The 23,947-nt window shown below is 53.1% G+C and carries 29 protein-coding genes; 14 read left to right on the top strand and 15 right to left on the bottom strand.

Going from position 1 to position 23,947, the window contains the following annotated elements; translation table 11 throughout:
* Positions 1 to 58: 58 nt before the first annotated feature.
* The 6 genes from HFD95_RS11710 to fliF are packed head-to-tail and all read right to left on the bottom strand — an operon-like array spanning position 59 to position 6,573.
* Positions 59 to 1,327 carry a flagellar hook-length control protein FliK gene (locus HFD95_RS11710; RefSeq protein ID WP_167430277.1) on the bottom strand — a complete coding sequence of 423 codons (1,269 nt, stop codon included), beginning with the start codon at positions 1,325 to 1,327 and terminating at the stop codon, positions 59 to 61.
* Entirely contained in the window at positions 1,324 to 1,767 is a 444-nt protein-coding gene (fliJ, locus tag HFD95_RS11715) for a flagellar export protein FliJ (protein ID WP_003854478.1), read from the bottom strand. Before fliJ ends, HFD95_RS11710 begins: the two co-directional genes overlap by 4 nt.
* A gap of 28 nt (positions 1,768 to 1,795) precedes the next feature.
* Positions 1,796 to 3,157 carry a flagellar protein export ATPase FliI gene (gene fliI / locus HFD95_RS11720; protein WP_010247655.1) on the bottom strand — a complete coding sequence of 454 codons (1,362 nt, stop codon included), beginning with the start codon at positions 3,155 to 3,157 and terminating at the stop codon, positions 1,796 to 1,798.
* A complete protein-coding gene (fliH, locus tag HFD95_RS11725; protein WP_010247652.1) occupies positions 3,157 to 3,852 on the bottom strand; it encodes a flagellar assembly protein FliH in 696 nt (231 codons plus the stop codon). The genes fliI and fliH overlap by 1 nt, the downstream gene beginning before the upstream one ends.
* Positions 3,845 to 4,837: a flagellar motor switch protein FliG gene (fliG, locus tag HFD95_RS11730; protein ID WP_003854483.1), complete on the bottom strand. Its 993-nt coding sequence runs from the start codon at positions 4,835 to 4,837 to the stop codon at positions 3,845 to 3,847. The genes fliH and fliG overlap by 8 nt, the downstream gene beginning before the upstream one ends.
* Positions 4,834 to 6,573 carry a flagellar basal-body MS-ring/collar protein FliF gene (gene fliF / locus HFD95_RS11735; protein WP_010247649.1) on the bottom strand — a complete coding sequence of 580 codons (1,740 nt, stop codon included), beginning with the start codon at positions 6,571 to 6,573 and terminating at the stop codon, positions 4,834 to 4,836. The genes fliG and fliF overlap by 4 nt, the downstream gene beginning before the upstream one ends.
* Before the next feature lie 232 nt (positions 6,574 to 6,805).
* Between fliF and fliE the strand changes: the two genes are divergently transcribed.
* Entirely contained in the window at positions 6,806 to 7,117 is a 312-nt protein-coding gene (gene fliE, locus HFD95_RS11740) for a flagellar hook-basal body complex protein FliE (protein ID WP_003854485.1), read from the top strand.
* A gap of 223 nt (positions 7,118 to 7,340) precedes the next feature.
* Complete coding sequence (locus HFD95_RS11745; RefSeq protein WP_061901353.1) at positions 7,341 to 7,682, top strand: hypothetical protein; 342 nt, start codon at positions 7,341 to 7,343, stop codon at positions 7,680 to 7,682.
* A gap of 177 nt (positions 7,683 to 7,859) precedes the next feature.
* On the opposite strand, the gene HFD95_RS11750 is transcribed toward HFD95_RS11745, so the two are convergent.
* Complete coding sequence (locus HFD95_RS11750; RefSeq protein ID WP_122888976.1) at positions 7,860 to 8,216, bottom strand: hypothetical protein; 357 nt, start codon at positions 8,214 to 8,216, stop codon at positions 7,860 to 7,862.
* 467 nt (positions 8,217 to 8,683) lie between these two features.
* On the opposite strand from HFD95_RS11750, the gene HFD95_RS11755 reads away from it, so the two are divergent.
* Positions 8,684 to 9,571: a benzoate transporter gene (locus HFD95_RS11755; protein WP_064691423.1), complete on the top strand. Its 888-nt coding sequence runs from the start codon at positions 8,684 to 8,686 to the stop codon at positions 9,569 to 9,571.
* 38 nt (positions 9,572 to 9,609) lie between these two features.
* Here the strand turns inward: HFD95_RS11755 and HFD95_RS11760 are convergent, their stop codons facing one another.
* Positions 9,610 to 9,810 (bottom strand): hypothetical protein, encoded by a 201-nt coding sequence (locus HFD95_RS11760; RefSeq protein WP_010247636.1) that lies wholly within the window; start codon positions 9,808 to 9,810, stop codon positions 9,610 to 9,612.
* Positions 9,811 to 10,129: 319 nt separating this feature from the next.
* Between HFD95_RS11760 and HFD95_RS11765 the strand changes: the two genes are divergently transcribed.
* Positions 10,130 to 10,378, top strand: coding sequence for a hypothetical protein (locus tag HFD95_RS11765; RefSeq protein ID WP_010247633.1), 249 nt, complete (start codon positions 10,130 to 10,132; stop codon positions 10,376 to 10,378).
* A 65-nt stretch (positions 10,379 to 10,443) separates the two neighbouring features.
* On the opposite strand, the gene HFD95_RS11770 is transcribed toward HFD95_RS11765, so the two are convergent.
* Positions 10,444 to 11,076 (bottom strand): helix-turn-helix domain-containing protein, encoded by a 633-nt coding sequence (locus tag HFD95_RS11770; RefSeq protein WP_022625481.1) that lies wholly within the window; start codon positions 11,074 to 11,076, stop codon positions 10,444 to 10,446.
* 136 nt (positions 11,077 to 11,212) lie between these two features.
* Between HFD95_RS11770 and HFD95_RS11775 the strand changes: the two genes are divergently transcribed.
* The 3 genes from HFD95_RS11775 (at position 11,213) to HFD95_RS11785 (ending at position 12,342) form a co-directional block, all read left to right on the top strand.
* A complete protein-coding gene (locus HFD95_RS11775; protein ID WP_010247627.1) occupies positions 11,213 to 11,596 on the top strand; it encodes a hypothetical protein in 384 nt (127 codons plus the stop codon).
* Positions 11,583 to 11,924 (top strand): hypothetical protein, encoded by a 342-nt coding sequence (locus tag HFD95_RS11780; protein ID WP_010670838.1) that lies wholly within the window; start codon positions 11,583 to 11,585, stop codon positions 11,922 to 11,924. The genes HFD95_RS11775 and HFD95_RS11780 overlap by 14 nt, the downstream gene beginning before the upstream one ends.
* Positions 11,925 to 12,075: 151 nt before the next feature.
* Positions 12,076 to 12,342 (top strand): hypothetical protein, encoded by a 267-nt coding sequence (locus HFD95_RS11785; RefSeq protein ID WP_010670837.1) that lies wholly within the window; start codon positions 12,076 to 12,078, stop codon positions 12,340 to 12,342.
* A 38-nt stretch (positions 12,343 to 12,380) separates the two neighbouring features.
* Here HFD95_RS11785 and HFD95_RS11790 read toward each other — a convergent pair whose 3' ends face one another.
* Positions 12,381 to 12,620, bottom strand: a complete 240-nt coding sequence (locus tag HFD95_RS11790) for a DinI-like family protein (RefSeq protein ID WP_003854508.1) — start codon at positions 12,618 to 12,620, stop codon at positions 12,381 to 12,383.
* Between the two features lie 174 nt (positions 12,621 to 12,794).
* Between HFD95_RS11790 and iraP the strand changes: the two genes are divergently transcribed.
* Positions 12,795 to 13,094 carry an anti-adapter protein IraP gene (gene iraP, locus HFD95_RS11795; RefSeq protein ID WP_010247621.1) on the top strand — a complete coding sequence of 100 codons (300 nt, stop codon included), beginning with the start codon at positions 12,795 to 12,797 and terminating at the stop codon, positions 13,092 to 13,094.
* Positions 13,095 to 13,296: 202 nt separating this feature from the next.
* Here the strand turns inward: iraP and HFD95_RS11800 are convergent, their stop codons facing one another.
* Positions 13,297 to 13,620, bottom strand: a complete 324-nt coding sequence (locus tag HFD95_RS11800; protein ID WP_008926858.1) for a DUF6388 family protein — start codon at positions 13,618 to 13,620, stop codon at positions 13,297 to 13,299.
* A gap of 254 nt (positions 13,621 to 13,874) precedes the next feature.
* Here HFD95_RS11800 and yedD point away from each other — a divergent pair, with 254 nt between their 5' ends.
* Entirely contained in the window at positions 13,875 to 14,348 is a 474-nt protein-coding gene (gene yedD / locus HFD95_RS11805; RefSeq protein WP_010247616.1) for a lipoprotein YedD, read from the top strand.
* A 100-nt stretch (positions 14,349 to 14,448) separates the two neighbouring features.
* Here the strand turns inward: yedD and amyA are convergent, their stop codons facing one another.
* The 4 genes from amyA to fliD form a co-directional block, all read right to left on the bottom strand.
* Entirely contained in the window at positions 14,449 to 15,930 is a 1,482-nt protein-coding gene (gene amyA / locus HFD95_RS11810; RefSeq protein ID WP_061901356.1) for an alpha-amylase, read from the bottom strand.
* A 101-nt stretch (positions 15,931 to 16,031) separates the two neighbouring features.
* Positions 16,032 to 16,397, bottom strand: a complete 366-nt coding sequence (gene fliT, locus HFD95_RS11815) for a flagella biosynthesis regulatory protein FliT (RefSeq protein WP_010247612.1) — start codon at positions 16,395 to 16,397, stop codon at positions 16,032 to 16,034.
* Positions 16,397 to 16,804, bottom strand: coding sequence for a flagellar export chaperone FliS (fliS, locus tag HFD95_RS11820; protein WP_010247609.1), 408 nt, complete (start codon positions 16,802 to 16,804; stop codon positions 16,397 to 16,399). The genes fliT and fliS overlap by 1 nt, the downstream gene beginning before the upstream one ends.
* An 8-nt stretch (positions 16,805 to 16,812) precedes the next feature.
* Entirely contained in the window at positions 16,813 to 18,228 is a 1,416-nt protein-coding gene (gene fliD / locus HFD95_RS11825) for a flagellar filament capping protein FliD (protein WP_167430278.1), read from the bottom strand.
* Positions 18,229 to 18,562: 334 nt separating this feature from the next.
* On the opposite strand from fliD, the gene HFD95_RS11830 reads away from it, so the two are divergent.
* From HFD95_RS11830 to fliZ, 5 genes are all read left to right on the top strand, one after another.
* Positions 18,563 to 19,873 carry a FliC/FljB family flagellin gene (locus HFD95_RS11830; RefSeq protein ID WP_167430279.1) on the top strand — a complete coding sequence of 437 codons (1,311 nt, stop codon included), beginning with the start codon at positions 18,563 to 18,565 and terminating at the stop codon, positions 19,871 to 19,873.
* A 158-nt stretch (positions 19,874 to 20,031) separates the two neighbouring features.
* On the top strand, positions 20,032 to 21,234 hold the full coding sequence (gene fliB / locus HFD95_RS11835) for a flagellin lysine-N-methylase (RefSeq protein WP_167430280.1): 1,203 nt from the start codon (positions 20,032 to 20,034) through the stop codon (positions 21,232 to 21,234).
* A gap of 305 nt (positions 21,235 to 21,539) precedes the next feature.
* On the top strand, positions 21,540 to 22,508 hold the full coding sequence (locus HFD95_RS11840; RefSeq protein ID WP_167430281.1) for an HNH endonuclease signature motif containing protein: 969 nt from the start codon (positions 21,540 to 21,542) through the stop codon (positions 22,506 to 22,508).
* A 144-nt stretch (positions 22,509 to 22,652) separates the two neighbouring features.
* Positions 22,653 to 23,375, top strand: a complete 723-nt coding sequence (locus HFD95_RS11845; RefSeq protein WP_003854529.1) for an RNA polymerase sigma factor FliA — start codon at positions 22,653 to 22,655, stop codon at positions 23,373 to 23,375.
* A gap of 50 nt (positions 23,376 to 23,425) precedes the next feature.
* Positions 23,426 to 23,929, top strand: a complete 504-nt coding sequence (gene fliZ / locus HFD95_RS11850) for a flagella biosynthesis regulatory protein FliZ (protein WP_010247591.1) — start codon at positions 23,426 to 23,428, stop codon at positions 23,927 to 23,929.
* Positions 23,930 to 23,947 lie beyond the last annotated feature (18 nt).

Raw genomic sequence — 23,947 nt, forward strand, 5'->3', positions numbered from 1 at the left:
TCAAACCAATGGGTAGAAAAGACGCGGGTTTTACGCTTACCTTCAGCGTTTGCCGCTGTCAGGCGAAAGTGTCGACGGCGCTGTTGCCGCTAACGCGAGCCTGAAGGGCGGCGGGAACGGCGATCGGCGTAATGTCGGTGTCACTGTCCTGGGTGAGGGAGAAGCGGCCATGCTGTCCATCGCGGCGCGCCTCCTGCTGCTGCTGGAATTGCTGGCCCTGCGCGGAACTGTCACTGCTCACCTGACTCTCGCCCAGGTTGATACCGCTCTCTGCCAGCGCGCTGCGCAGCTGCGGTATCGCGGCTTCCAGTGCTGCTCTTACGTGGCTATGGCTGGAAACCAGATTAATTTGTGCCTGGTCGTTATCCAGTTTCAGGCTGATCTGGATAGCGCCAAGGTCTTCCGGATGTAACCGCAATTCCGCGTTCTGCTGGCCGTTGCGACTGAACATCACAATCTGCTGACTCAGCGCCTGCTGCCACTCGTCGCTGCCCAGCTGTGAGTTCAGCATCGGCGTTGACGGTGTGCTGGTGGTCGCGGAGGCGGTCACCGGCGCAGGCAGGCTGCTGGCGGTGGCGATTGGCGTAGCATTGATCGCGTTATCGCTGGTGCTGGCTTTAATCGCAGACTGATCGTCCTGCTTAACCATGTTGCTCAGCGCCTGCTGGAAACTGCTGTCGAGCGTCAGGCCGCTGCTGGTCGCACTCTGCGCGGCGTTGTTGCTCTGGCTGGCGGCAGTGGTGACGGCAGGTTTGCTCTGTGCGTCGCTTCTGGCGTCAGACTTTTCATCTTCGCCCGGTGCGTGGCTCTGCTGCGCGCTGTTCAGCAGTTGCGTCAGCGAGCTCTGGCTTTTCCGGCCGGTATCGGTCTGGGCGATCATCTCGCCCGCTTCACTGCTGACCGGGGTCGACGTGGTGGCTGTGACAGCCGCTACACCCGGTAACATGGCGAACAGTGCCTGCATATTCTGCATATCGCTGGCGCTTAAGGGTGCAACGTCCGGCTTGTCTTTATCATCGGCTGATTTTGACCCACCTTTAATATTTTCCGGCTTAAACAGAGCGGTCAGCGCAGCAGGATTTTCCAGTGCTGCCATCAGGGCATTCAGCGGGGCCTTCGGGCGGGCGTCATCGGCAGTTTCTGCTTTAACGTCAGCGGATTGCGCCGCTTTTCCCTGCTGTTTAGCCAGGCCGAGTAACTGGTTTCCCAGTGCGGTCAGAAAGTCCTGCGGCAGGGCATCGGCACCCGCAGCAGGGTCAGTTGAGACTGAGGGTTCTGCGTCGGTTTTTACCGTCGCTTTCATAGCAATGTTTGGCAGCGTAATCATTCACCTCTCCTCGATGCGGCCCGTTGGGCAAATTCGTCCATCCGTTTCTGATCGAGACGGTTTTCCTGTCGTAATGCATTTTCCGCTGCGCGCGTAATCAGCGTCTGATAGGCGTTCAGCCGTTGCTGTTTGTCACGCCAGTTGATCAGCGCCTGTTCCAGCCGTTGATTCCAGTTATTAAGCTGGTTGCGGTGCTGCTCAATCGCTTTTTCCAGCGTCTGAATAAACTGGTGATAGTTGGTCCAGCGGGTGCTGGCAATACCCGATGACATGTCATCGTTGAGCTTGTTGCGATATTCGTCCTGATAATCGAGCAGCATCGTCAGCTGCTCGTTCGCGGCGTGCTGGCCGCGACGCATATCGCCTAAATAGATGGCAGCGCGTTCGAGATCCTGCTCCGCTAAGTCGCGCAGCGTATCGATGGCATTTGCAGTTTTCATTGCCGTTACCTCGCGTTAATTCGTGTGACTAGCCAAACAGCGCATGCAGATGCAGGCTGGCGTCGTCGTAATCACTGCGCTCAAAGATGCCCTGTTGCAGGAAGGCTTCCATCTGCGGATAGAGCGTGATCGCTTTATCAAGCATCGGATCACTGCCCGCGGCATAAGCACCGACGCTGACCAGATCGCGGTTACGCTGGAAGCTGGAGAGCAACTGCTTAAACTGGCGCACTCGCGCATAGTGGTTCTCATCGATCAGCGAGGTCATCGCACGGCTGATCGAGGCTTCTATATCAATGGCCGGATAGTGACCCGCTTCGCCCAGCCGACGCGACAGCACAATGTGGCCGTCGAGAATGGCGCGCGCGGAGTCGGCGATCGGGTCCTGCTGATCGTCGCCTTCGGTCAGGACGGTATAGAAGGCGGTGATCGAGCCGCCGCCGTCGATGCCGTTACCGGCACGCTCAACCAGGGCAGGCAGTTTGGCGAATACGGAAGGCGGATAGCCTTTGGTGGCCGGCGGCTCACCAATCGCCAGCGCGATCTCACGCTGCGCCATAGCGTAGCGGGTCAGGGAATCCATAATCAGCAACACATGCTGGCCGCGGTCGCGAAAGTCTTCTGCGATACGCGTGGCGTAAGCGGCACCCTGCATACGCAGCAGCGGCGAAACATCGGCCGGGGCGGCGATCACCACCGAACGGGCGCGGCCTTCAGCGCCGAGAATGTTCTCGATAAAATCTTTTACTTCGCGGCCACGTTCGCCAATCAGACCGACCACAATGACGTCCGCTTTGGTGTAGCGCGCCATCATGCCAAGCAGCACACTTTTACCCACGCCCGAACCGGCGAACAGGCCCATACGCTGTCCGCGACCGACCGTCAGCAGGGCGTTGATCGCCCGCACGCCGGTATCCAGTACGTCGGTGATCGGCGTACGCTGCAGCGGGTTAAACGGCGGGGTGTTCAGCGGCGCGCGATAGCCGGTATCCGGAGACGGCAGGCCGTCCAGCGGTCGCCCGCTGCCATCGAGTACGCGGCCCAGCAGTTCCGGCCCCAGCATCATCTGTTTGCCTGCCTGCGGGTTCTCTCCGTTCTGGCGCGCATAGACCCGCGCACCCGGTAAAATGCCGTCCACTTCTTCCAGTGGCATCATCAGCAACTTCTGACCGTTGAATCCCACCACTTCGCTTTCGATTTCACTGATGGTTTTGCCATCGTTGCGTTCGATTACGCAGGTCGCACCCAGCGGCAACTGTAAGCCGGTTGCTTCCAGCACCAGGCCGGTGGCGCGGGTCAGGCGGCCATAACGGCGCACCGGCTGCACCTGGGCGATGCGTTTCTCAAAGGCATCGAGCGAGCCGAGCCAGCGATTCAGACGAGTGGTCATTACAATTCTCCCGGTGCGGCAAGACGGCAGAGTTCCTGCCAGCGCGTCGCGACGCTGGCATCCAGATCGCCATCTTCTGCGCTGAGTTTGCAGCCGCCAGGATGCAGGGTGCTGTCAGCGATCAGCCGCCAGCCGTGCAGATCCAGCGTCGGCCCCAGGGTCTGCTCAATGCGTTGTAAGTCATCCGGGTGAACGCGCAGTTGCGGTTTGCCGCTGAACATCGGTTCCTGCTGCAGTAACCCCTGAATCTGGCGCAGCAGGGCGGTGCCATCCACCGTGGTCGCCTGACCAATCACCGAACGTGCCGCTTCCAGCGCCAGTTGCATCAGACGGGCCGCAATCACGCTGTCCAGCGATTCAAGCGTGTTCTGGAACTCGGTTACCAGCTGCTGCATACGCGCCTGAAGGGGCGCCTGCTGCTGCTGGGCATCGGCCAGACCCTGCTGAAAACCGGCGTCGTAGCCGGCTTTCTGGCCTTCGGTCACACCCTGCTGATAGCCTTCGTTGTAACCCTGGCCCTGTGCCTCTTTGCGCATCTGCTGCTGCAGGCGTTCGAGCTGCTGTTGCTGCTCATCAACGCCATCTTCAGCTTCGTAAATTTCTGGCTGCAGCTCCGGTTCAGCAGGCTCATCGAAACGGCCTAAATCCGTGGGCTGCCACAGCTGCCAGGGGCGCGCAGAAAATGCATCAGACATAAGTTTCCTCGCCACCACCAATCACCATCTCGCCTGACTCGGCCAGGCGGCGTACCACCAGCAGGATCGCTTTCTGTTCGTTTTCCACTGCGGACATACGCACCGGGCCACGGTTGGCCAGATCGTCGCGCAGGATATCCGCCGCACGGGCTGACATGTTTTTGAGGAACTTCTCGCGCAGTGGCTGTTCGGCACCTTTCAGTGCAACCAGCAACTGCTCGGACTCCACTTCCTGCAACAGACGCTGGATGCTGCGGTCGTCCACTGCCACCAGGTTTTCGAACAGGAACATCTCGTCGATAATTTTCTGCGCCAGTTCGCCATCGAAGTCGCGTACGGCTTCGATAACCGCCTCTTCCTGCTGCGTTTTCATCAGGTTGATGATCTCGGCTGCGGTTCTCACGCCGCCCATCTTCGCACGCTTGAGGTTGGTGCCATCCAGCAGGCCGTTCAGCACTTCGGTCAGTTCGGCCAGCGCGGCTGGCTGGACACCACCGAAAGTGGCGATACGCAGCATCACGTCGTGACGCAGACGTTCGTCGAACAGCGCCACAATATCGGCGGCCTGGGCACGCTTGAGGTGGACCAGGATGGTGGCGATGATCTGTGGATGCTCGTCGCGAATAAGGTCGGCAGCAGCCTGCGGCTCCATAAAGTTGAGCGTTTCCATGCCGCTGGTGGTTTCGCGCGTTTCGAGAATGTCCTCCAGCAGGCTGGAGGCGCGCTCTTCGCCCAGCGCACGGGTCAGTACCGAACGCAGGTATTCGTTGGAGTTCAGGCTCAGCGCCGCGAACTGCTCAGCATCCGCTTCGAACTCACGCAGCACTTCAGTCAGTTGCTTATGTGACACCTGACGCATGTTGGCCATCGCGCCGCTCAGGTGCTGGACCTCACGCTGGTTCAGGTGTTTGAAAACTTCCGCGGCGCGCTCTTCGCCAATAGTCATCATCAGGATGGCGCTTTTTTCGGTTCCGGTCAGACTCATAGCTCTTTACTCATCCATTCGCGAATTACCAGCGCTACAACGCGCGGATCGTTTTCTGACATGTCGCGGATGCGTTGACTCATCACTTCTGCGCTCATGCGGTTGTTAGACTTACGTTCCTGATCCAGCTCATCTTTGCTGAGCTGCACATTAAAGGCTTCTTCTTCCGGTTGCTCAGTCGCACGGGCAGCAACGGCTTCCGCGGCGGCTTTCTCTGCGGCCTGCTTGCGAACCAGGTGCGGACGAACCAGTTTGCGGTAGAGGATGAAGGCTACCAGAGCAATCAACAGCCACTTACCGGCATTCATCAGCTGATCAAAGAACGACTGCTGTTGCCAGAAGGGCAGATCGGTGGTCACTGGTTCAGTAGTGTTGAACTGCGAGTTCACCACGTTGATGCTGTCGCCACGGTTCTGGGAGTAGCCCATCGCTTCGCGGGTCAGATCTTCAATCTGCTTCAGCTGCTGTTCGTTCAGCGCAACCGCTTTACCTTTATCATCTGCACGGAAGTTCACCACGACCGCAACCGACAGGCGCTGTACGTCGCCAACGTTGACCTTGGTATGACGAATGGTGCGATCCAGCTCGTAGTTCACCGTGTCGTCACGACGCGAGTTGGTCGGTCCGGCACTGGCCGCTGCGGTGCTGGTGGTCTGGTTAGCGTTATTCGCCGCGTTGTTCTGACCGTTAGCATTCTGACCATTGGCGTTCTGGCCATTGGCGGCATTGTTGTTCGGCGTCGTCACCGGCGCAGTGTTAGCTGGCGCAGGCTGGTTAGAGAGCGCGCCCGGCACGCCGCCCGGATAAGGGCTGCCTGACTGGTCGCTGGTGCTGGTCTGACGCGAACGAATCGCTGAGTTCGACGGGTTAGCGTTAGGCTGATATTTCTCGTCGGTTTGCTCGGCGGTGTCGAAGTTAATCTGCGCGGTAACCTGCGCATGCACATTGCCCTGACCGAGAATCGGATTCAGGATCGCTTCGATACGTTGCTGGTAGCGTGCTTCAACTTCAGAGGCATACTTGAGCTGTGCATCATTCAGGTCGCGACCGGCGGAGTCAGAGCGGGTCAGCAGGCGACCGGTCTGATCGACCACGGTGACGTTGCCCGGCGGTAAACCGGCGACGCTGCTTGAGACCATGTGGGCGATGGCCTGAATCTGGCCTTCATCCAGTGCACGGCCAGGCTGCAGGGTTAAGGTGACAGAAGCGGATGGCGCTTTCTGCTCACGCACAAATAAGGTTGGTTTTGGCATCGCCAGATGAACACGGGCGCTTTTAACCGGGCCGAGTGATTCGATGGTACGAGCCAGTTCGCCTTCCAGCGCGCGCTGGTAGTTAACCTGCTCGCTGAACTGGCTGATACCGAACTTCTCTTTATCCAGCAGCTCAAAACCCACCGAGCCGCCTTTCGGCAGACCCTGCTGAGCCAGACGCAGACGCAGCTCATGCACGTTCGCTTCCGGCACCATCAGCGCGCCGCCATTTTCGGCGAAGCGATAAGGGATGTTCATCTGCGTCAGCTGCGTGACGATGGCACCGCCATCTTCATCTGTAAGGTTGTTATAAAGGACGCTATAGCTGGGCTGCTTTGCCCAGAGCACCATCGCGATCACTATCGCTACAACGGCGGCGGCAGCGACGATTAAAGGAATACGCGGATTTGCGCGCAGGCGAGCGAGCAGGTCACCGAAGCCTTTCTTTTCTTGTTCTGTTGTGGCGGCTGTACTCGCATTCATGACCGTTTCCTGCCTGACGTAATTGACCGGGTAAGTTGAGATGGCAAAACAGACTCCCTGACCTGCGTAGATAAAATTTCCACTTCAATGCCAGGCATTATTAGGTGATAAGCAAAATTCGATGCCTGGATAAGGTAGGGTTTTTGATGTCATTTAGCGGCTTTGTCTCATTGACAACGTGCTAACTTTTGCTCACATCAAAAATGTCATCCTCTTTAATAAGGTATCGTTCATGTCCATTCAGGCAATTGATGGCGTACTGCAGCAGCTACAGGCGACCTCACTGCAGGCCAGCAACCGCAGTAGTGAAGCCCCTAATCAGATCGATTTTGGTGCGACTATGAAAGCGGCGCTGGATAAGATCAGCGAGACGCAGACCACCGCCCGCACCCAGGCGCAGGATTTTGAGATGGGGAAACCGGGTATCGCGCTTAATGACGTGATGGTCGATCTGCAGAAATCGTCCATCTCAATGCAGATGGGTATTCAGGTCAGGAACAAGCTGGTGTCGGCGTATAGTGAAATTATGAATATGCAGGTTTAGTGAGCTGATTCCGCTGAACAAGGCACGCCTGCGTGGCATTGGATTAGGGTAGTGGGTTGCCCGCATCAAGGCCGATCACTTTGCTGAGTCTATGACCCTGTACTGGCGATAATGCAGGTGTCATTGACTATACTGCTCTTTATTACGAGCCGTGCAGCAGGGAACTCACTCTTCGGTGCAGGCGACCCGACCCCTCATCACCCATCAGCAGGACGCCAGCCCAATGCTAAAAAAACTTATCCTTATCGCATCGTTAATCAGCTTATCGGTTCCAGCCTTTGCTGCCACGCAGTGCGGGCCGTTCTATCTTAAATCTGACAAGAGCGGCTGGTTCTCAGTGAATGGAGAACGCGCAAAAACGCAGAAAGTCACTTTTGCGAAAGAGAAGGGCGATTACGACAACGCGACCGTCAAACTGCTGGTGAAAAACAGCAAAGCGCCGGGGATGGTGGATATGGAGCTGACGAACCGTGAGGGCAAAGGGCTATTAAGAGCTGAAATCGTCCGCACCAGCCAGAGTCAGATCCGCATACGAGGTGCCTATGATTGCGAACCGGCTAAATAGGCTGAGCTTTGACTGCCCACTCCTGAACATGGCATAGCCCGGAAGCGGGCGTGATAAAAGCCTTAGAATAGAAGAGTGAGAAAGATTGTCAGGCAAGCGCGTGCGCTCTGGCTGGTCTGACAACTTATTCTGTCTCCTGGTCATCCATCCTGCATCACGCAAATGCCGACGCGGCATTTAATGTGATGTTTTGCACCGTGCGATCATCCCTGAAACTGCTGTGCTGATATCTGATGCTTTTGGATCATAGTAAAATGTCGCACTGGTCTGATGATGGCTGAACTTTGCAATTTCAACCCAGGCTGCGGTTTCATCATCCTGCTCAAGATTATATCGCTTCGTGCCATCCGGCAGAGGTTCATCCTGCTCCAGATAGAGTCTTTGATCTTGTGCCGCTACGCTAAGGCAGGATTCAACCTGAAAAGGATGACCGTTGAAATAAGCGGTTTTTGTTGTCGGATGTAATCCAACCCGTCCCATATCTACGCATCCGCCCAACAGACTTATGCTCAGGGCAATAATGATCTTCTTCATGAACGAAACCATCATAGTTATTTTGTTGACCAATAATATCCGGATATTGATCGTGTGGCTCATTTTAATTAAAAATCTGCGCTTGATATTGCTAGCGTTACGGACTAAATGTAACATTCTTCGCAACGGATTATGATGTAAGCAACGAGCATAAACAAAAGGTAGCCGCATCAGATGACTCACGCTGCCTGCTGGTGTTAACCGTTGTCAGGTGAATGTCAGGTAAATATCACTCTGAATGGTTGCTCATCATATCGTTAGTCTGCTTTGTGGCGGATGCCCGAAAATCATTACCTGCAGCCTTTGTTAGCCAGTTTATTATAAACACGGAAAGTTTTACGCAGTACATTACACACACATCAGGTTCATTAAAAATCGGCCTCAACAAAAGGCGTTATACCTCTGTTGTGTTACGCATGCTGAGGTGTCCTGATGAAATACTTACTACTTAAGTGCCTCTGAATACTATGATTTATGACTGTTTTTTATACTACGATGAAGATATCTTGCTTGAGATGCGTCTGAACACGCTTGAGCATGTTGTTGATCGGTTTGTCATTGTGGAATCTCGCTATACCTTTACCGGAAAACGCCGGGAAAAGCTTCATTTTGATATTGAGAAGTTCGATCGTTTCCGCGATAAAATTATTTATATTGTTAACGATATTGCGCCCAGATTTTATCAGGAAGCCTTTAAATCGAATAGTTCTGTGGTTAATGCGGGAGAGACAGATCCCTGGGAAAATGAAGCCACTGCACGTAATCAGATTATGCAGGGGCTGGCCGGCGCGCAGGATGATGATATTGTTATTGTGTCAGACGTCGATGAAATTCCCCGACCCGAGGCGATAAAAGCATTCAGTCATCAACATCTTTGCACGACGCTGCATCAGCAATATTTCAATTTTAAATTTAATGTCCGGGTTTTAAATGACGACGGCACACCGCGCTGTGCCACCCTGGCAAAAATGGTGACCTGTAAAACGCTGCGAAACTTTTTTATGGGACAACCGGAATTGCTTCGCAATGTTAAGCGTCGTGGAACACCGATACGCGAGAACTGGTTGCGCTGGAAGTGGCTAAATTTCCGGACGAAAACCATTAAGAACGCAGGATGGCATTTTTCCTGGGTAATGAGCGATGAGCGCATCAGTGAAAAAATGTCTTCGATTTCTCATACCGAACGTAACTGTCCCGAATTTAATAATCCGGATCACATACGGCGCTGCGTTGAGAACAATATTGATATCTGGAATCGTCCGCGAAGGATGGAGATAGTGCCGGTAACATCCGAACATTTTCCAGCCTGGCTGGTTGAAAATCAGTACCAGCTTGCCGATCTCATTAAATCTTAACGCTGACCAGCGCGCCCAGCGGGCGCGCCTGTCGCACATCAGCTTGCCTTGTAAGGATCTTTTTTGTCATCCTGGCTGTCATCATTTTTGCGCGGCACTTCGCCATGATCTTTCGGCGCATCAGTGGCGGGATGATCATCTTCCTCGTAAGCATTACCAGCGTTTGGCGCGGCTTCGGGCAGGCTTTTGCTGACATCACCTTCTTTCTTACGTTCTTCATTCGTATTGTGTTTAAACATAACTCTCTCCTTTTATTCCAGTCTCTTAAGTTTAGACCAGCACTGACATCCCGCATGCGCAGCGGATTAAAGAAGAAAAAAAAGCCCGCCAGCGGCGGGCTAATCGGAGTTTCTCTCATACTGAACACGTCATTTTTCGATGTTTGGGTGTGTACAGCAGGTTCATGCTAACCGGGAATCCCTGATGCAGTAATGGACAAATCTGTCATATCGCTTGCGGCAGGTCACATTCCCGTCGATAAACAGATCGATAAATAAATTCGATTGAACGGATTAGCAAAAGGCATATAGTGGCCTGCGTTACCAGGAGATAGAAATTATGTTAAGAGACTATTTAAAGATTGAAGCTGAAGATCAGTTAATCGAACAACGCTCGCTGAGCCTGAAAAATCGTGGTCAGGAAGAGGTCACCGAATGGATTATTGTAAATAGCCAGGGAGTTAAAAAAGGCGGCGTAACCCTGTTCGATAAACTCAGTACCCGCCGCTCATGGCCCGTGAATTACCGCATTATGCAGACCGATTTGCAGGGCAAAGTGGTGGTAGATCAACTGACCGATGCCCTGTAACTGTCCGGTTATAAACTCAGCCACTGTTGTACGATGAAAAGTGAACCCGCGCACGGCGGGTTTTTTTATGGCTGGCGGTAGCGTCGCAGTTCCACCAGCGTACCAATCAGCTTCAGGCTGTCCCGGCTGGATTGCAGCTCAGGGAAATTGATATTGACCGGTGCCAGTTCAAACTGCATGACGCCATTTTCACTGCCGCGCTGACGCCAGGTGCGTAGCAGCACGACCTGTTGCTGCAATGCCAGCACGCAGTCGCCGGGCTGAGGTGACTGCGTGGGATCGATGATCACCACATCATTCCGCAGAATCGCGGGCGTCATCGCCTGTTCTTCCACCCGGAAGGCAAAGCTCTGCTGTGAAAGCGCCATGTCGTTGTGCATCAGCAGTTCATGCCGGACGGAACCGGCCTCGCTCAGCCATCGCGGCACGTCGCGCTGTGCAAGCAGTGGGATCTGATGCAGACCACTCCAGGCGCTTTCGCTGAAAACAGGACCATCCCCATCTATCAGAAAAGCCGGTGCGCAGCCCAGCGCTTCGGCGAGCCGCAGCAGGTTCTCACCGCGCGGCAGCGTCTCTTCTTTTTCCCATTGCGAAATCGCCACATGGGACACTTTTACCTGTTGCGCCAATTGCTTCTGCGTTAACTGCAGCGATTTACGTCGGAGTCGGATGCGGTCACCCAGCGTTTCGTTTTTCATAAGCTTGACTTTTTGGTTGATAGTGACTTAAGTATACTTAAGCCTGGTATTTAAGCAATCTTAAATTTCATGCGGGGGACGTGGCTAAGCAGCACGCAGTAAGTTCCAGAGACCTTACCGTACAAAGGGGTGTGGCATGGAAAGTAGTCTGATTACCAGTATGGGTGCGTTAGTTCTGGGCGGGGGGGCAGCAGCACTGTTCTGGAAACCGTTATTGGCGGGAATTGCGTCAATCGTTACCAGTAATCGAGCCGGCGGCGAAATTATTACCAGCTACAAAGAGCAGGTGGTGTTGCTGAAAGAGAGCAACCTGCTGATACGGGAGGAGAACGATGAATTACGCGAACGGCACGACAGGAATCTGCGGCGTATCTCGACACTCGAAACCGATCTTCGGTTAATCAAGAATGCGGTAGGGATTTTACTGGCAATGACCGAAACCGATCAGAACGATAAATTTCGTAATGAGATTGATCGGCTTATCTCAACTCTGGAGGATCGCAGTGATGGCCACGATTAATAGCACTAAGGCACCGATGTCTTACCGGCGCAAAGTTATCCTCGGCTGCGTATTGCTGAGCTGTTCGATGATTTGCATCCTGATGACGATCATTTTTCTCTACGTCAGTAACACCGCAAACAAGCGGGTCGAGGAGATTCGGGCGGATTACCGCTTAATTGCGGCGCGGCGTGATGACAGAGTGGAGCTGCTGACCGATCAGGTTGCAGCAATACAGCACAAGCTGGATGCAATACCGGATCGCATAGCCGACAAAACGGTCATAAAAGTCAAAGAGGTCGTCACTGAGAGTGAGGTGCCAGCCGTGAAATCCGGTCATAAACCATAACTTCCGATTATTCTTAATGCGGCTTCGCTATTATCGACTAGTTTTAAATATCCGGGCAACATTTTGTACCTGAATGCAGGCCCGCTGATTGGCCGGTTGATGAACCGCTAAGCCTACTCACTTTGGATAGATGACCAGAAGGAAATTTAGCATGAGCGATTCAACAGAAACCAAGACCAAAACTGAATATCTGCGTGACGTGACTTCTCAGCTAAAAGAGATGCGTCACTATGCTCAGACCAACACCGAAACCCTTTCCAGCCAATGGTTAGCGTTTGATGCGGGTGAGTATAAAGACAAGACCAACGCCGACCGAATCGATGCGTTGCTGAATAAGCAGGGTAAACTGCTGGAAGATCTGGATGCCGCGATTCAGGACATCGAGATTGAAGTTAATCACAGCGAGCAGGAGAGCTAAGTCATCTCCCGCTAACTGATGTGGTGGCCGTTAAGGGATTAATCGGCCACCAGCCACATTTCCGCTTCGTCGAACATCTCTTCAACAATCCGCGCAACCGTCGCTTTATCGTTCTTACTCAAATCAGTATCAATCGCGTTACGTTCCATCGGCTTGACCTTAACTTCAATGTCAGGGAACACCCGATGCACCCGCTTTTCCAGCTCCTCACGAATCATCTCGCGAGCACCCGGTAAACCGGCAACGTTGCGCTTGTCATAAATCAACTCAACAAACATGATGGCAATCCATTCAGGGCAAAATCGCTGACATATAATACTGTAAATAAAAACAGTAGCAAGGCAGCGCGCCTGATTTCGTGTAAATTTTTATCTCGCATAAACCTCAATCTTCGACTAGCAAAATGCGCACGCATCGCGACATAATGGCGGCTTACTTTTAGGAGGTCCGCGATGCGACAACTGGTAATTGATATTCTGCTAAAACTGGCAAAGATGGACGTCGATGCAAAAGAGTTGACGGCGCAGCTTGAAGCGCAGTCCCTGCTGGTTGCGGCGCTGCTGGTGCAGGCGAAACAGGACAACTCGCTGACTATTTCAGAAACGGTGCAGGATGCCATTGTTACCGCTTCGCAATCTTCGACCGAGTTTCTGCAGTCTGATGTGGATCTGCTGCTGACGCATATTAATCGTCTGCTGGCGGTAGCGAGTTATGTTGAAGTAAAGGGTAAAGCGACGGAAGGTGAAGGGTAGGGGCGGATAAAAAAATTCGCCTCTGGAGGTGGAATTGAGACAACACCTGCAGAGGCAGTGCATCAGCACTATTCGTTAAAGGACAATCACGACCTGAGTCGCACGCCGAAGTTATACACTTTCCCCCGGTTAGTACAATTTTATCTGCAGTGCCGGAACTGGTTGGAGGTGTTTGCAATATACAACTTCAGCGCGGCCCTGATTAAAGCTCGTTTTTGATGCAAAACTCTTCCCAGCTCATCCCCAGCGACTCAGCATGAGATTTGAGATAAGTCTCGATAGCTTCAGCCGCCACCGCTTTATCCGGCTCAGCGAGCTGAATAGAAAAGATCATTCCATCCAGATTCTTCTGCCGCAAAAAGGCCGCATAGATGCGTTCGGCATGCCATTCGCGCAGCTGTCGCAGTGACAGGTTCGCCGCACGGGCGTCGCTCTCCGTTAATTCATCAAGTGCAGACTGAAAGTCGGGATGCGCGGTAAAAAACATCTCGCGCGCCTGGGCATAGTAGGCTTCTGGCGTTTTCATATTCATATTCCTGAAAGTCTGTTGCAGCGCGTCAGTGTAGCGGGTTGTCTTCCGCTTGTCAGGCGTGACAAAGGACGGAGTTTGCATCAGTTCAGCCTCTGAACTTCCGGTCAAAAACCTGACCGTGGAGCTCACTGCGGGATAAATTCTGGCGCAATCAGGGTCTGCGTGGTGTTTGAACACCCAGATACCTTGCGCAACGCGGTGGAAAAATTATAACGTAGCCGCCATTGATGGGATCTTAGGGATTAAACATGAAAAAGTGGATGCTGATTGCCGCGCTGGCACTGAGTGGCTGTGCACAAATCAACGATTATGAAAATGCGGTGCAAACGCCGGCGCCCGCTGATCTGCAGGGAACCTGGCAAACCGTCGGTCCACAGAGCAGCCTGATCAGCGATAAGGCGATAGCCAGTGTGATCATCAATGCGGATGGCAGCACGCTGGACTGCCGTCAGTGGATGCGGGTGATTGCGAAGCCGGGCAAACTGACCCGGTTAAGCGGCGATTATGTCAATGTAACGCGTCAGGTGCGGGTGATGCCGCTGGTCGTGGAGAATGGCGAGCTGAGCTATGACAGGATGACCCTGCGTAAAGTGGCGCGTCCGACCGTTGAGTGTCAGCAGGCGCTGGAAGAGGTGGCGAAACAGCCGAAAGCCGCCGTGATTCAGAACATCGAACCGCAACTGCTGCGCACACCGATTACAGAAAACAACGCGAAGTCATAACAGCCGGACCATAACAAAACCGCCCCGACGGGCAGAGCGCACTTCACGCTTCTGCCTGCCGGGGCGGGTTTAGTTTTGAGTCATTTCTTCTGCAACGATCTTATTCTGCAACCACCCAGACGCTGACACTGCCACCGTTACAGACAAAGACCGCCGTGCCGTGCTCGTCGGCAGTAATGGTCTCTTCCCGATTCCCCAGATGATCGCGCCAGACCTTACCGGCAAAACCTTCACCCATCGGCACGCTTTTCTCACCGGCATCGCCGTTCGACATGATCACCACACAGCCTGGCTGTGTTTCGGTGCCGCTGCGGCTGAAGGCCACGCAGTTTGGATGATCAAAATAGTCGGTCTGCACGCCCCAGCCATACTGCTGGCGCGCCCGGATCAATCCTTCCAGTTCAGGGATCACCGGCATCTCAATTTTGTGCTTCTCGCCGTCGCCGCCTTCATCTTCATAGGTCGCCCCGAACAGATCGGGATAGAAGATGGTAGGCACACCCTGCTCACGCAACAGGATCAGCGCATAGGCCAGCGGTTTAAACCAGGCTTCTACCGGTGCTTCCAGCGACTGCAGCGGCTGGGTGTCGTGGTTAGCCACGATCGTCACGGCATGCCACGGATCAGCAACCACCAGCGAGTTAGCAAAAATCTGGCTCATGTCGTAGGCGCTGCCCGCGGTTGAGGCCTGGTGGAAGTTCATGTGCAGTGGCGCATCAAACAGCATGGTTTTGCCTTCCACCTGATGCACATACTCCTGCAGCTTCTCCGTTTCAAACGACCAGTATTCCGCGACGATAAACATCGGCTCCTCAGCAACCTCCTGAATATGGTCAATCCACTCTTTATAGAACCAGGCCGGGATATGTTTTACCGCATCGAGACGAAAGCCGGTGCAGGGCACCTGTTCCATCACCCAGCGCGCCCAGTATTTGAGCTCTTCCCTGACCGCGTTGTTGCGGAAATCGATGTTGGCGCCCATCAGATAGTCGAAATTACCCAGCTCGTTATCAACCTGGTCGTTCCAGCCTTCGGCGGTGTAGTCATTGATGATTTTGAATACGCCGTTTTCGTCCGGATTTTCGATGTGGTCTACGCCGCTAAAGCATTTGTGGTCCCAGACAAATTTCGAAAACTCTCCGGCGCGTGCCGGAAAAGTGAATTTCGTCCAGGCCTCGCACTCGACCACTTCGTCGTAGATTTCATCGCGGTTATCGGGATTGACGCGGTTAACGCTAATCGTCTCTTTTTCGTCGGCACCCATTTTGTGGTTGAGCACCACATCCAGCAGCACCCCAACGTTGTGACTGCGCAGGGCTTCTGTTGCCGCCAGTAACTGCTGTTTGTCGCCATATTTGGTGGCAACACCCCCTTTCTGATCAAATTCACCCAGGTCAAACAGATCGTAGCTGTCGTAACCGACAGAATAGCCCCCCGAATCCCCTTTGTAGCACGGTGGCAACCACGCCATGGTGATACCTATTTCGCTGAGCCAGGCCGCACGATCGGCGACTTCCGGCCACAATTTGCTGCCATCCGGGTAATACCAATGGAAAAACTGTAATAACGTTGGGTTTTGCATGTACCGCACTCCAGGGGATGATGAAAATCAAGTATGGAGTAAGCGGCAAAAAAGAGACGCCGCGCAGAAAAATAAATCTGGCGGCGTGACAGAGCAGGGGATCAGGAGAGGGTTTCGTGCGGCACCATAACAACGCCGCCTTGATTGCTATAAGCGGACATCACCGATTTCTGGCGACTGTTCTGACCCACCAGTGAGGCCAGCTCATCCATCCGCGCCTGCAGCAGACGTTTCACTTCACATTCGTTATCGAGAATACGGCGCAGCACCGGACGTAACTGCTCCTGAGTCTGTGCCGACGGCGACACGGCTTCTGTCGATTGGGCTAAGTTCTGCACCGCACTGACATACTCCATCTCCCTGCTGATCAATTCATCCCATTCGCCTTGTGCTGCATGACGCAGCATTCCCTGGCTGAGATCGAGTAACTGTTGGTAAACGGTAATCAGATGCGGTGCAGTAGTCATTAAACGGCGTCCTGAATCAGGTTAGGTTGAACCACTTCTTTCCACGCGTCAGCAATGTTGCGCAGCAGGCCTTCGACCTCCTCGACTGCTGCAACATCATTGTTCAGGTTGGCATGCAACAGGCGACGCGTCATGTAGTTGTAAAGATCCAGCAGATTATCGGCCAGCTCATCACCACGGTTTTCAGTCAGGCCCTCTTTCAGGCCGGCTTCGATAATATTGATCGCTTTGGAGATCGAGTTGCCTTTGCCTGCAATATTGCCATCCTGCATAAACAGGCGGGCGCGGATTAACGCGCTCAGTGCACCGTCGAACAGCATCACAACCAGCTGCTGCTGGCTGGCGCTCATCACGGCGCTTTCTACGCCAATTTTTGCATAGGCTTTGGTGCCTGTAGCGCTGTACATGGTCACTCCTATGATTTATTAGAACTTGAGGTATCGAACTGCTGCGTCAGATACGTACTGGTCGAGTTGAGTTTACTGATGGCCAGATCCAGCTGGGTAAACTGTGTTTTATAACGTGCGATATCCGCATCAATGCGATCGCTGGTGGTGTTATACAGGGCCGTTAAGTTATTCAGTGTTTTGCTGACGCCATCGGTAGCGGCCTGAACAATCCCTTTAGACGACAACCAGCCCGTGACGCTGGTCGCGATTTTGGTGGTAATACCGGTGGTTTTACCGTCGCCCACGATCATCTCTTTCACGCCTGCGGCATCTTTATCCAGCGCAGCACTGACCTTAGTGGAATCAATTTTCAGTGAACCGGTCTGTGGGTCGGTAGTGATGCCAATCTGCCCCAGTGATTTGTAGGATGACGAGCTTTGCGCGTTGGTCAGCATGCTTTTCAGCTGCGTCTCAATCGTCCGTAACGTGCTGTCGCCGATCAGGGCGCCATTGCTGGCGTCCTGTGAATCCGTGTTGGTATCCACTTTGGTGTATTTGGTCAGAGTATTGAACTGATCCAGCAACGAATTGTAGGCATCCACCCAGCCGCTGATCGCGCTGGAGGCTTTTGAGGTGTCTTTGGTAATCGTCAGCGTCTGAGCGCCAGTTGTCTGCGCGGTCAGATTTAAGGTAATCCCTTCCAGCGCATCGCTAATCTGGTTGCTGCTGTTCTCAATCGCAACGTTGTTAACCGTGAGCTGGGCATTCTGCGCTTTCACGCTTTCTGTCATCACATTGCTGCTGGCGCTGGCGTCAAAGCCCACAACGCCCTGCAACGTGCTGTCGCCGGTGACGGCGATGGTAGCCACTGCATTGTCGCTGCCGGTTTTATTGGCATTCATGGAGAGGCGGAAGCTACCGTCTGACACCTTAATAATGGTGGCGGTGACGCCGGCATTGGCGCCGTTGATGGCGTCACGCATACCGGTCAGCGAGGTCTGATCGCTGGAAAGCGTCACGCTTTTGCTTGATCCATCTTTTAAGGTAATCGCAATGCTGCGGCTGGCCACAGAGCTATCGCCCAGTGCGGCAGTGTTGCTAGTCTGCACCGACGAGGTCAGGACCTGCGCCTGTGCCAGCTGAGTCACATTAATCGCATATTTACCGGCCACGGTGCTGCCAGAGGTGGTGGCGCTGAACGCCGTCGAACTGCTGGCCGCGGTGGTCGAGGTAAACAGGTCCGCACTGTTCAGCTTGGTGTTTGCGGTCTGGAAAGTCGTCAGTGAGCTTTTCAGGGTGGCATAGGCACTGAGCTTGGCGGTATAAGCCGTCTGCTGCGTTGAAATAGGTTTGAGTGACGCTTTTTCAGCGGTGGTCAAACTGTCAAGCATGGTACTGAGTGGCAGGCCGGAGCCTACACCGAGGTTGCTTATACTAGCCATGTTAATTCCTTATAAGGTCGACAGAAAATTGATACCTGGGTTATCGGCCTTGAATAAGGAAAGTTTAAGGTTATTTGCCTTAGGGTAATGAGGTAAATAAGCACTATAGAGAAGGGTAATTCAGCGGCTAGAAAATTAATGAATTAAGTCTAAAGAAGTTCGGGCGAGTGGCGATAACTTAAAACGTGACAGGTTGAAGCAGAAAAATTCGCCTGGTACTAAAAAAATTCTAAAGGTTGTTAAACGGCAGACGATAACAACTTTGACGGCGCTGAAGCCGGCGGGTTGAAGCCCACACCTTAACCGAAAGACTTGATTAACAGGAAAATTCATCATGGCCCAAGTCATTAATACCAACAGCCTCTCGCTGATCACTCAGAACAACATCAACAAGAACCAGTCAGCTCTGTCTACTTCAATGGAGCGTCTGTCTTCTGGTTTACGTATCAACAGCGCGAAAGATGACGCTGCTGGTCAGGCAATTGCCAACCGTTTCACCTCTAACATCAAGGGCCTGACTCAGGCTGCTCGTAACGCTAACGACGGTATCTCTGCTGCGCAGACTACGGAAGGCGCGCTGTCAGAAATCAACAACAACTTACAGCGTGTTCGTGAGCTGACTGTACAGGCTCAGAACGGTACTAACTCTGATTCTGACAAAACCTCAATCCAGGACGAAATCAAATCACGTCTGAGCGAAATTGACCGCGTATCGGGTCAGACTCAGTTCAACGGCGTGAACGTGCTGGCTAAAGACGGTAAAATGTCTATCCAGGTTGGCGCTAACGATGGTCAGACTATCGACATCGACCTGAAGAAGATTGATTCTTCTACTCTGGGTCTGGCCGGCTTCTCAGTATCAGGCAACGCACTGAAAGTCAGCGATTCTATCACTCAGATTACTGGTGCTGCTGCAACTGCACCTGTTAAAGTTGACCTGTCAGCTGCTGCAACTTCGTTGAGCACCGCAACCGGTAAAACTGTAGATGCATCAAGCCTGAGCCTGCATAACACCCTGTCAGCCACTGGCACAGCAACAGCTGATTTCGTTGTACAGAGCGGCAGTGATTTCTACTCAGCCTCTATCAACCATACCACTGGTGCAGTGACTCTGAACAAAGCTGACGTTGAGTACAAAGATACCGACAACGGTTTAACTACCGCAGCGACTCAGGCTGATCAACTGATTAAAGTTGGTACAGACTCAACTGGCGCAGCTAAAGGCTTTGTAACCTTCCAGGGTAAAAACTACGCAACAACAGTAGGTACTGCTCTGGCTGATGACAACACTAAAACTGGTACCGATAATAAAGTCACTGTTGAGCTGTCAACTGCTACTCCAACTGCTCAGTTCGCTGGCGCGGCGTCTGCAGATCCACTGGCACTGCTGGACAAAGCTATCGCGTCTGTCGATACTTTCCGTTCAAGCTTGGGTGCAGTACAGAACCGTCTGAACTCAGCGGTAACTAACCTGAACAACACGACGACTAACCTGTCTGCAGCACAGTCTCGTATTCAGGATGCTGACTACGCAACTGAAGTTTCCAACATGTCTAAAGCGCAGATCGTGCAGCAGGCTGGTAACTCAGTATTGTCTAAAGCGAACCAGGTTCCACAGCAGGTTCTGTCTCTGCTGCAGGGCTAATCACCCAACTTATAAAAGACAAACCCCGCTTCGGCGGGGTTTTTTTATGCCTGCGATTAGCCTGTTTTTGCCCTGTTTCTCTGCCAATCAATCTCCCCGCGTTCCTTTATCCTCACAGTAAGACTCTTTTTTAAATGCCTTTGTTGAGCAGGTAAATAATGAAAAATATTACTGTCGTGGAACCGCTCTTTGTCAGCGCCTTCAAATGTATTGGCAGTGAGTGTCGCGATCACTGCTGCAAAGGCTGGGATATCAATCTGGATAAGCCCACGGTCAGGCGCTATTTAAAATCCTCTCAGATTGAAATCAAAACCCTGGCGACCGAAAACATCGTCATTACCGGAAAAAGCTTCGCCAACTGGGGCACCATGAAGCTGAATTCATCTGGCAACTGTGCTTTTATGGGTAAAGACCTCCTGTGCAAAGTGCACGCCAGTCTGGGCGCCTCCGCCCTGAGCAATACCTGTGCCACCTATCCTAGGAAGTCCAGGATTTTTAAAAATGAGCAGCAAAAAAACCTGGTGCTTTCTTGTCCAGAGGCGGCACGGCAGTTATTAGCGGCACCTAATGCAATGCTCTTCGCCCAGGCCCTCAGGCCTCAGGCTGAAGCTAATAAGGCCAAAGATCTCGATCAGCAAAAGAAGCTGCTGAATCTGATGTGTCTCAATATTGTTAAATTGAGCGGTGAGAAACTGGATGAGGCTCTTTATGCGCTGGCCACTTTTTTGCTGGGCGCTGAAAGAGTAAGCCAAGGCGAGGATTGGCTGGTAGAGATGGAGAATCATTTTTCTGACGTACTCAACACTCTGGCTCAGGGCAAGATCAGGCAGCAGCTAGATGATATTAGGCCCGACTATAATCTTCAATGGTCATTACTCATGCGTTTGCAGTCATGGTTAAGCACTAGGGAAGGTAAACGCGCCTTTTCCACCCTGAATCACTACGTTAATAAGCTGATTTACATTCAGGCCGAAGGCGCCAAAACCGACGACGTCAGTCAGCCAATGATCCGGCTGGATAACGTCTGGCAGAAGCAGGTTATGCCCTGGCTTGCTGAACGGCCATGGATAATGAATAACTATATTCAGTACCGCATTTATGATGATTTCTTCCCTAATAACGAAAATCGCAGCCCGTTACTGAGCTTATATCTTCTGACGGCAGAATGGTTCCTGCTTAAATCACTGATTGCGGCCAATGTTGAGTTGGTCGGAACCGTCAGTGAAGAGGATATTATTAATATCATCTACAGCTACCACTCAATAACAAAACATACGCCACAATCGGTGATGGCGTTTCTTGCCGAGATTGATAAGGTCAAGGTCAATGACGATTTGTCGCTGATTTATCTGCTTAAATGATCTGAGGCGATGCAGCTTCGCATCATCGGCATCGCCCATTTGTCCCTGATAGCTACGGGCGGGCATTATCTAATCGCTAAAAGAATTGCGGCTGGTGTGCTGGCTGATTTTTATGCCAGCAGCTCCAGGTAATGCAACGTAATTTAACACCCGCTTCCTTCAAACCGGTTTCCTGACCACAACCTTGCAGGCTGCCTGTCTCTCAATCCCAGGCAATCCCCCCAGCCCGTTACAGTTCCCCTCCAGACTGCCGATAACTCCTCACAGAACAACATCATTTTTGATTTTAACTTTGTGGAGTGTCTATGCGCTTCAATTATGACCTGTTACCGGGTGAGCGGCTGACCTTTGAAGAGATCGCCCGGCGTTATGCTCTGCAATACCCTGATGATAAAGAGCTGACGGCGCGCGCCTTGCTGAGTCCGTCAACCGGGCTGCGCACGCTGAAAATCCGTGCGGTGTTCGCGCAGGAAGAGAGCAACAGCCCGCTGGAGGATCTGCTGTTCATCTCCCATGACAACGAACGTAAAAATTACCTGCGTCGCTTTGAGCACTACCTTAAGCAGAATCTCTCCTTCCTCTATTTCCGTCGCAGCGATAGCGAGAAGCGCGACAACCTGTGGAAAGTGATGGGCAGCAGCCAGGTCTTCGCGATGATCGATCCCCAATCCGCCACGGCACAGAATCTGCTGAACAGTCGCGGCTATAAACTGGTGCTGATGCATCAGGATGATGAAGACGCTTACTGGCAGCTTTTCAATCCACAGGCGGATCCCTGTTTTCCGCAGTCGCAGCGCATTCAGTTCATCGTGGTGCTAAGTACGCCGCAGCACAAAGTCCCGGCGGCGGTGATGCCGGGAACTGAGGTCGGGCGTCGTGTTAAAGCCCGGGTGCTGCAGCGCGCCAGCAAGGCGGAATTCAGCGCCGGTGTCAAAGCCCGCTACGGCGCCTGTGTGATGACCGGTACCGAGCTGACCGAACGGCATAATTGGCCCTGGGTGGAAGCCTGCCATATCGACACGCAGGAAGGGGATGACGGTGTACTGGCAGATAACAGCATCGATAACGGCCTGTTTTTACGCAGTGATTTGCAGCGGCTGTTTATTAACCGACTGATTAGCATTGATGGTGAATCGGGCGAGATTCTGGTGCATCCTGGCGAGGAGGCGCAGCAGCATCTGGCGCCCTGGTATCAGGAACTGGAGGGTCGCGTCTGCAGCCTGTGGGCGGCAGTGCCGCCCGCCACCCGGCAACGGCTGCGCGCCCGTCGTTAATCCCCGCTGAAGAGTGCAGAAGGATCTGCACTCTGACGTAACAAAAATGAAATAGCCTCGTTTTACCCCGCCTATTCAGCCAATCGAAAACGCTACAGAATTGGATAATCATGCCGATAACTTCATTAACGCAGGGTAGTCAACGTGAACGATTTCTATACCGCCGAAGGCGTGATGGACAAGCATTCGCTCTGGCAGCGCTACGTGCCGCTGGTGCGCCATGAAGCGTTGCGTCTGCAGGTTCGCCTGCCGGCCAGTGTTGAGCTTGACGACTTGCTGCAGGCGGGTGGGATAGGGCTGTTAAATGCCGTAGAGCGTTATGACGCGCTCCAGGGTACAGCCTTTACCACCTATGCCGTGCAGCGTATTCGTGGCGCCATGCTCGACGAGCTTCGTAGTCGGGACTGGGCACCGCGCAGTGTGCGTCGTAATGCACGCGAGGTGGCCGGAGCAATGCACAGAGTGGAACAGTCGCTGGGGCGTTCTGCCTCTGAGCAGGAAGTGGCGCAGCAGCTGAATGTTTCCATGGAGGAGTACCGGCAGATCCTGCTGGACACCAACAACAGTCAACTTTTCTCCTACGACGAGTATCGGGAAGAGCACGGCGACAGCGCGGAGCTGGTGACGGAAGGCCATGAAGAGGCTAATCCGCTTCATCAGTTGCTTGAAGGGAGTCTGCGTGAGCGCGTCATTGAAGCGATCGAAGCGTTACCCGATCGTGAAAAGATGGTGCTGACACTGTACTACCAGGAAGAACTGAACCTGAAAGAGATTGGGGCGGTGCTTGATGTGGGTGAATCCCGTGTCAGCCAGCTGCACAGTCAGGCGATTAAACGCCTGCGTGCCCGACTTGCGGGAGCGCGCTAGCAGTATCAGTTCCTGGCGATTCAAAATTATAAAAAACCGGGGACTCAGTAATGGGAGCCAAGACCAAGGCCAGACCGTTAAGTCGTTATCTTAAAGACTATAAACACAGCCAGAGCAACTGTTCACACTGTGGCAAGGTATTAGATCGAATGGCGCTCGTTTTTCGTGGCCAGATCATCAATAAAGAGGCCATCGCTCGGATGGACCAGATGATTGATGAGCAGCTGTGGCTGAAACTTCAGCCCGAACTGACCGCGCTTTGTCGTTTTTGCAGTGATATTTTTTGTAATACCCATCCTAATTACTTCGACATAATGGCGTTTAAACAGTATCTGTTTGAACAGACAGAGATGAGCCCCAGCACGATTCGTGAATATGTGGTGCGGCTGCGTCGTCTGGATGAGATGCTGAAAGCCAGAAATTTCCCGGCCGACAGGCTTCAGGGAAATAGCTGGCATCAGTGTCTGGAAAGCGATCTGCCCGATGCCGGTAATAACAATTACCGCATCGCGCTGCGCAAGTACGATCAGTTCTTAGGCTGGCAGCAGGGTTAACCCTGATCTGCACCGATT

The organism is Pantoea sp. EKM10T, from assembly GCF_011800685.1.
Lineage (GTDB): Bacteria > Pseudomonadota > Gammaproteobacteria > Enterobacterales > Enterobacteriaceae > Pantoea > Pantoea agglomerans.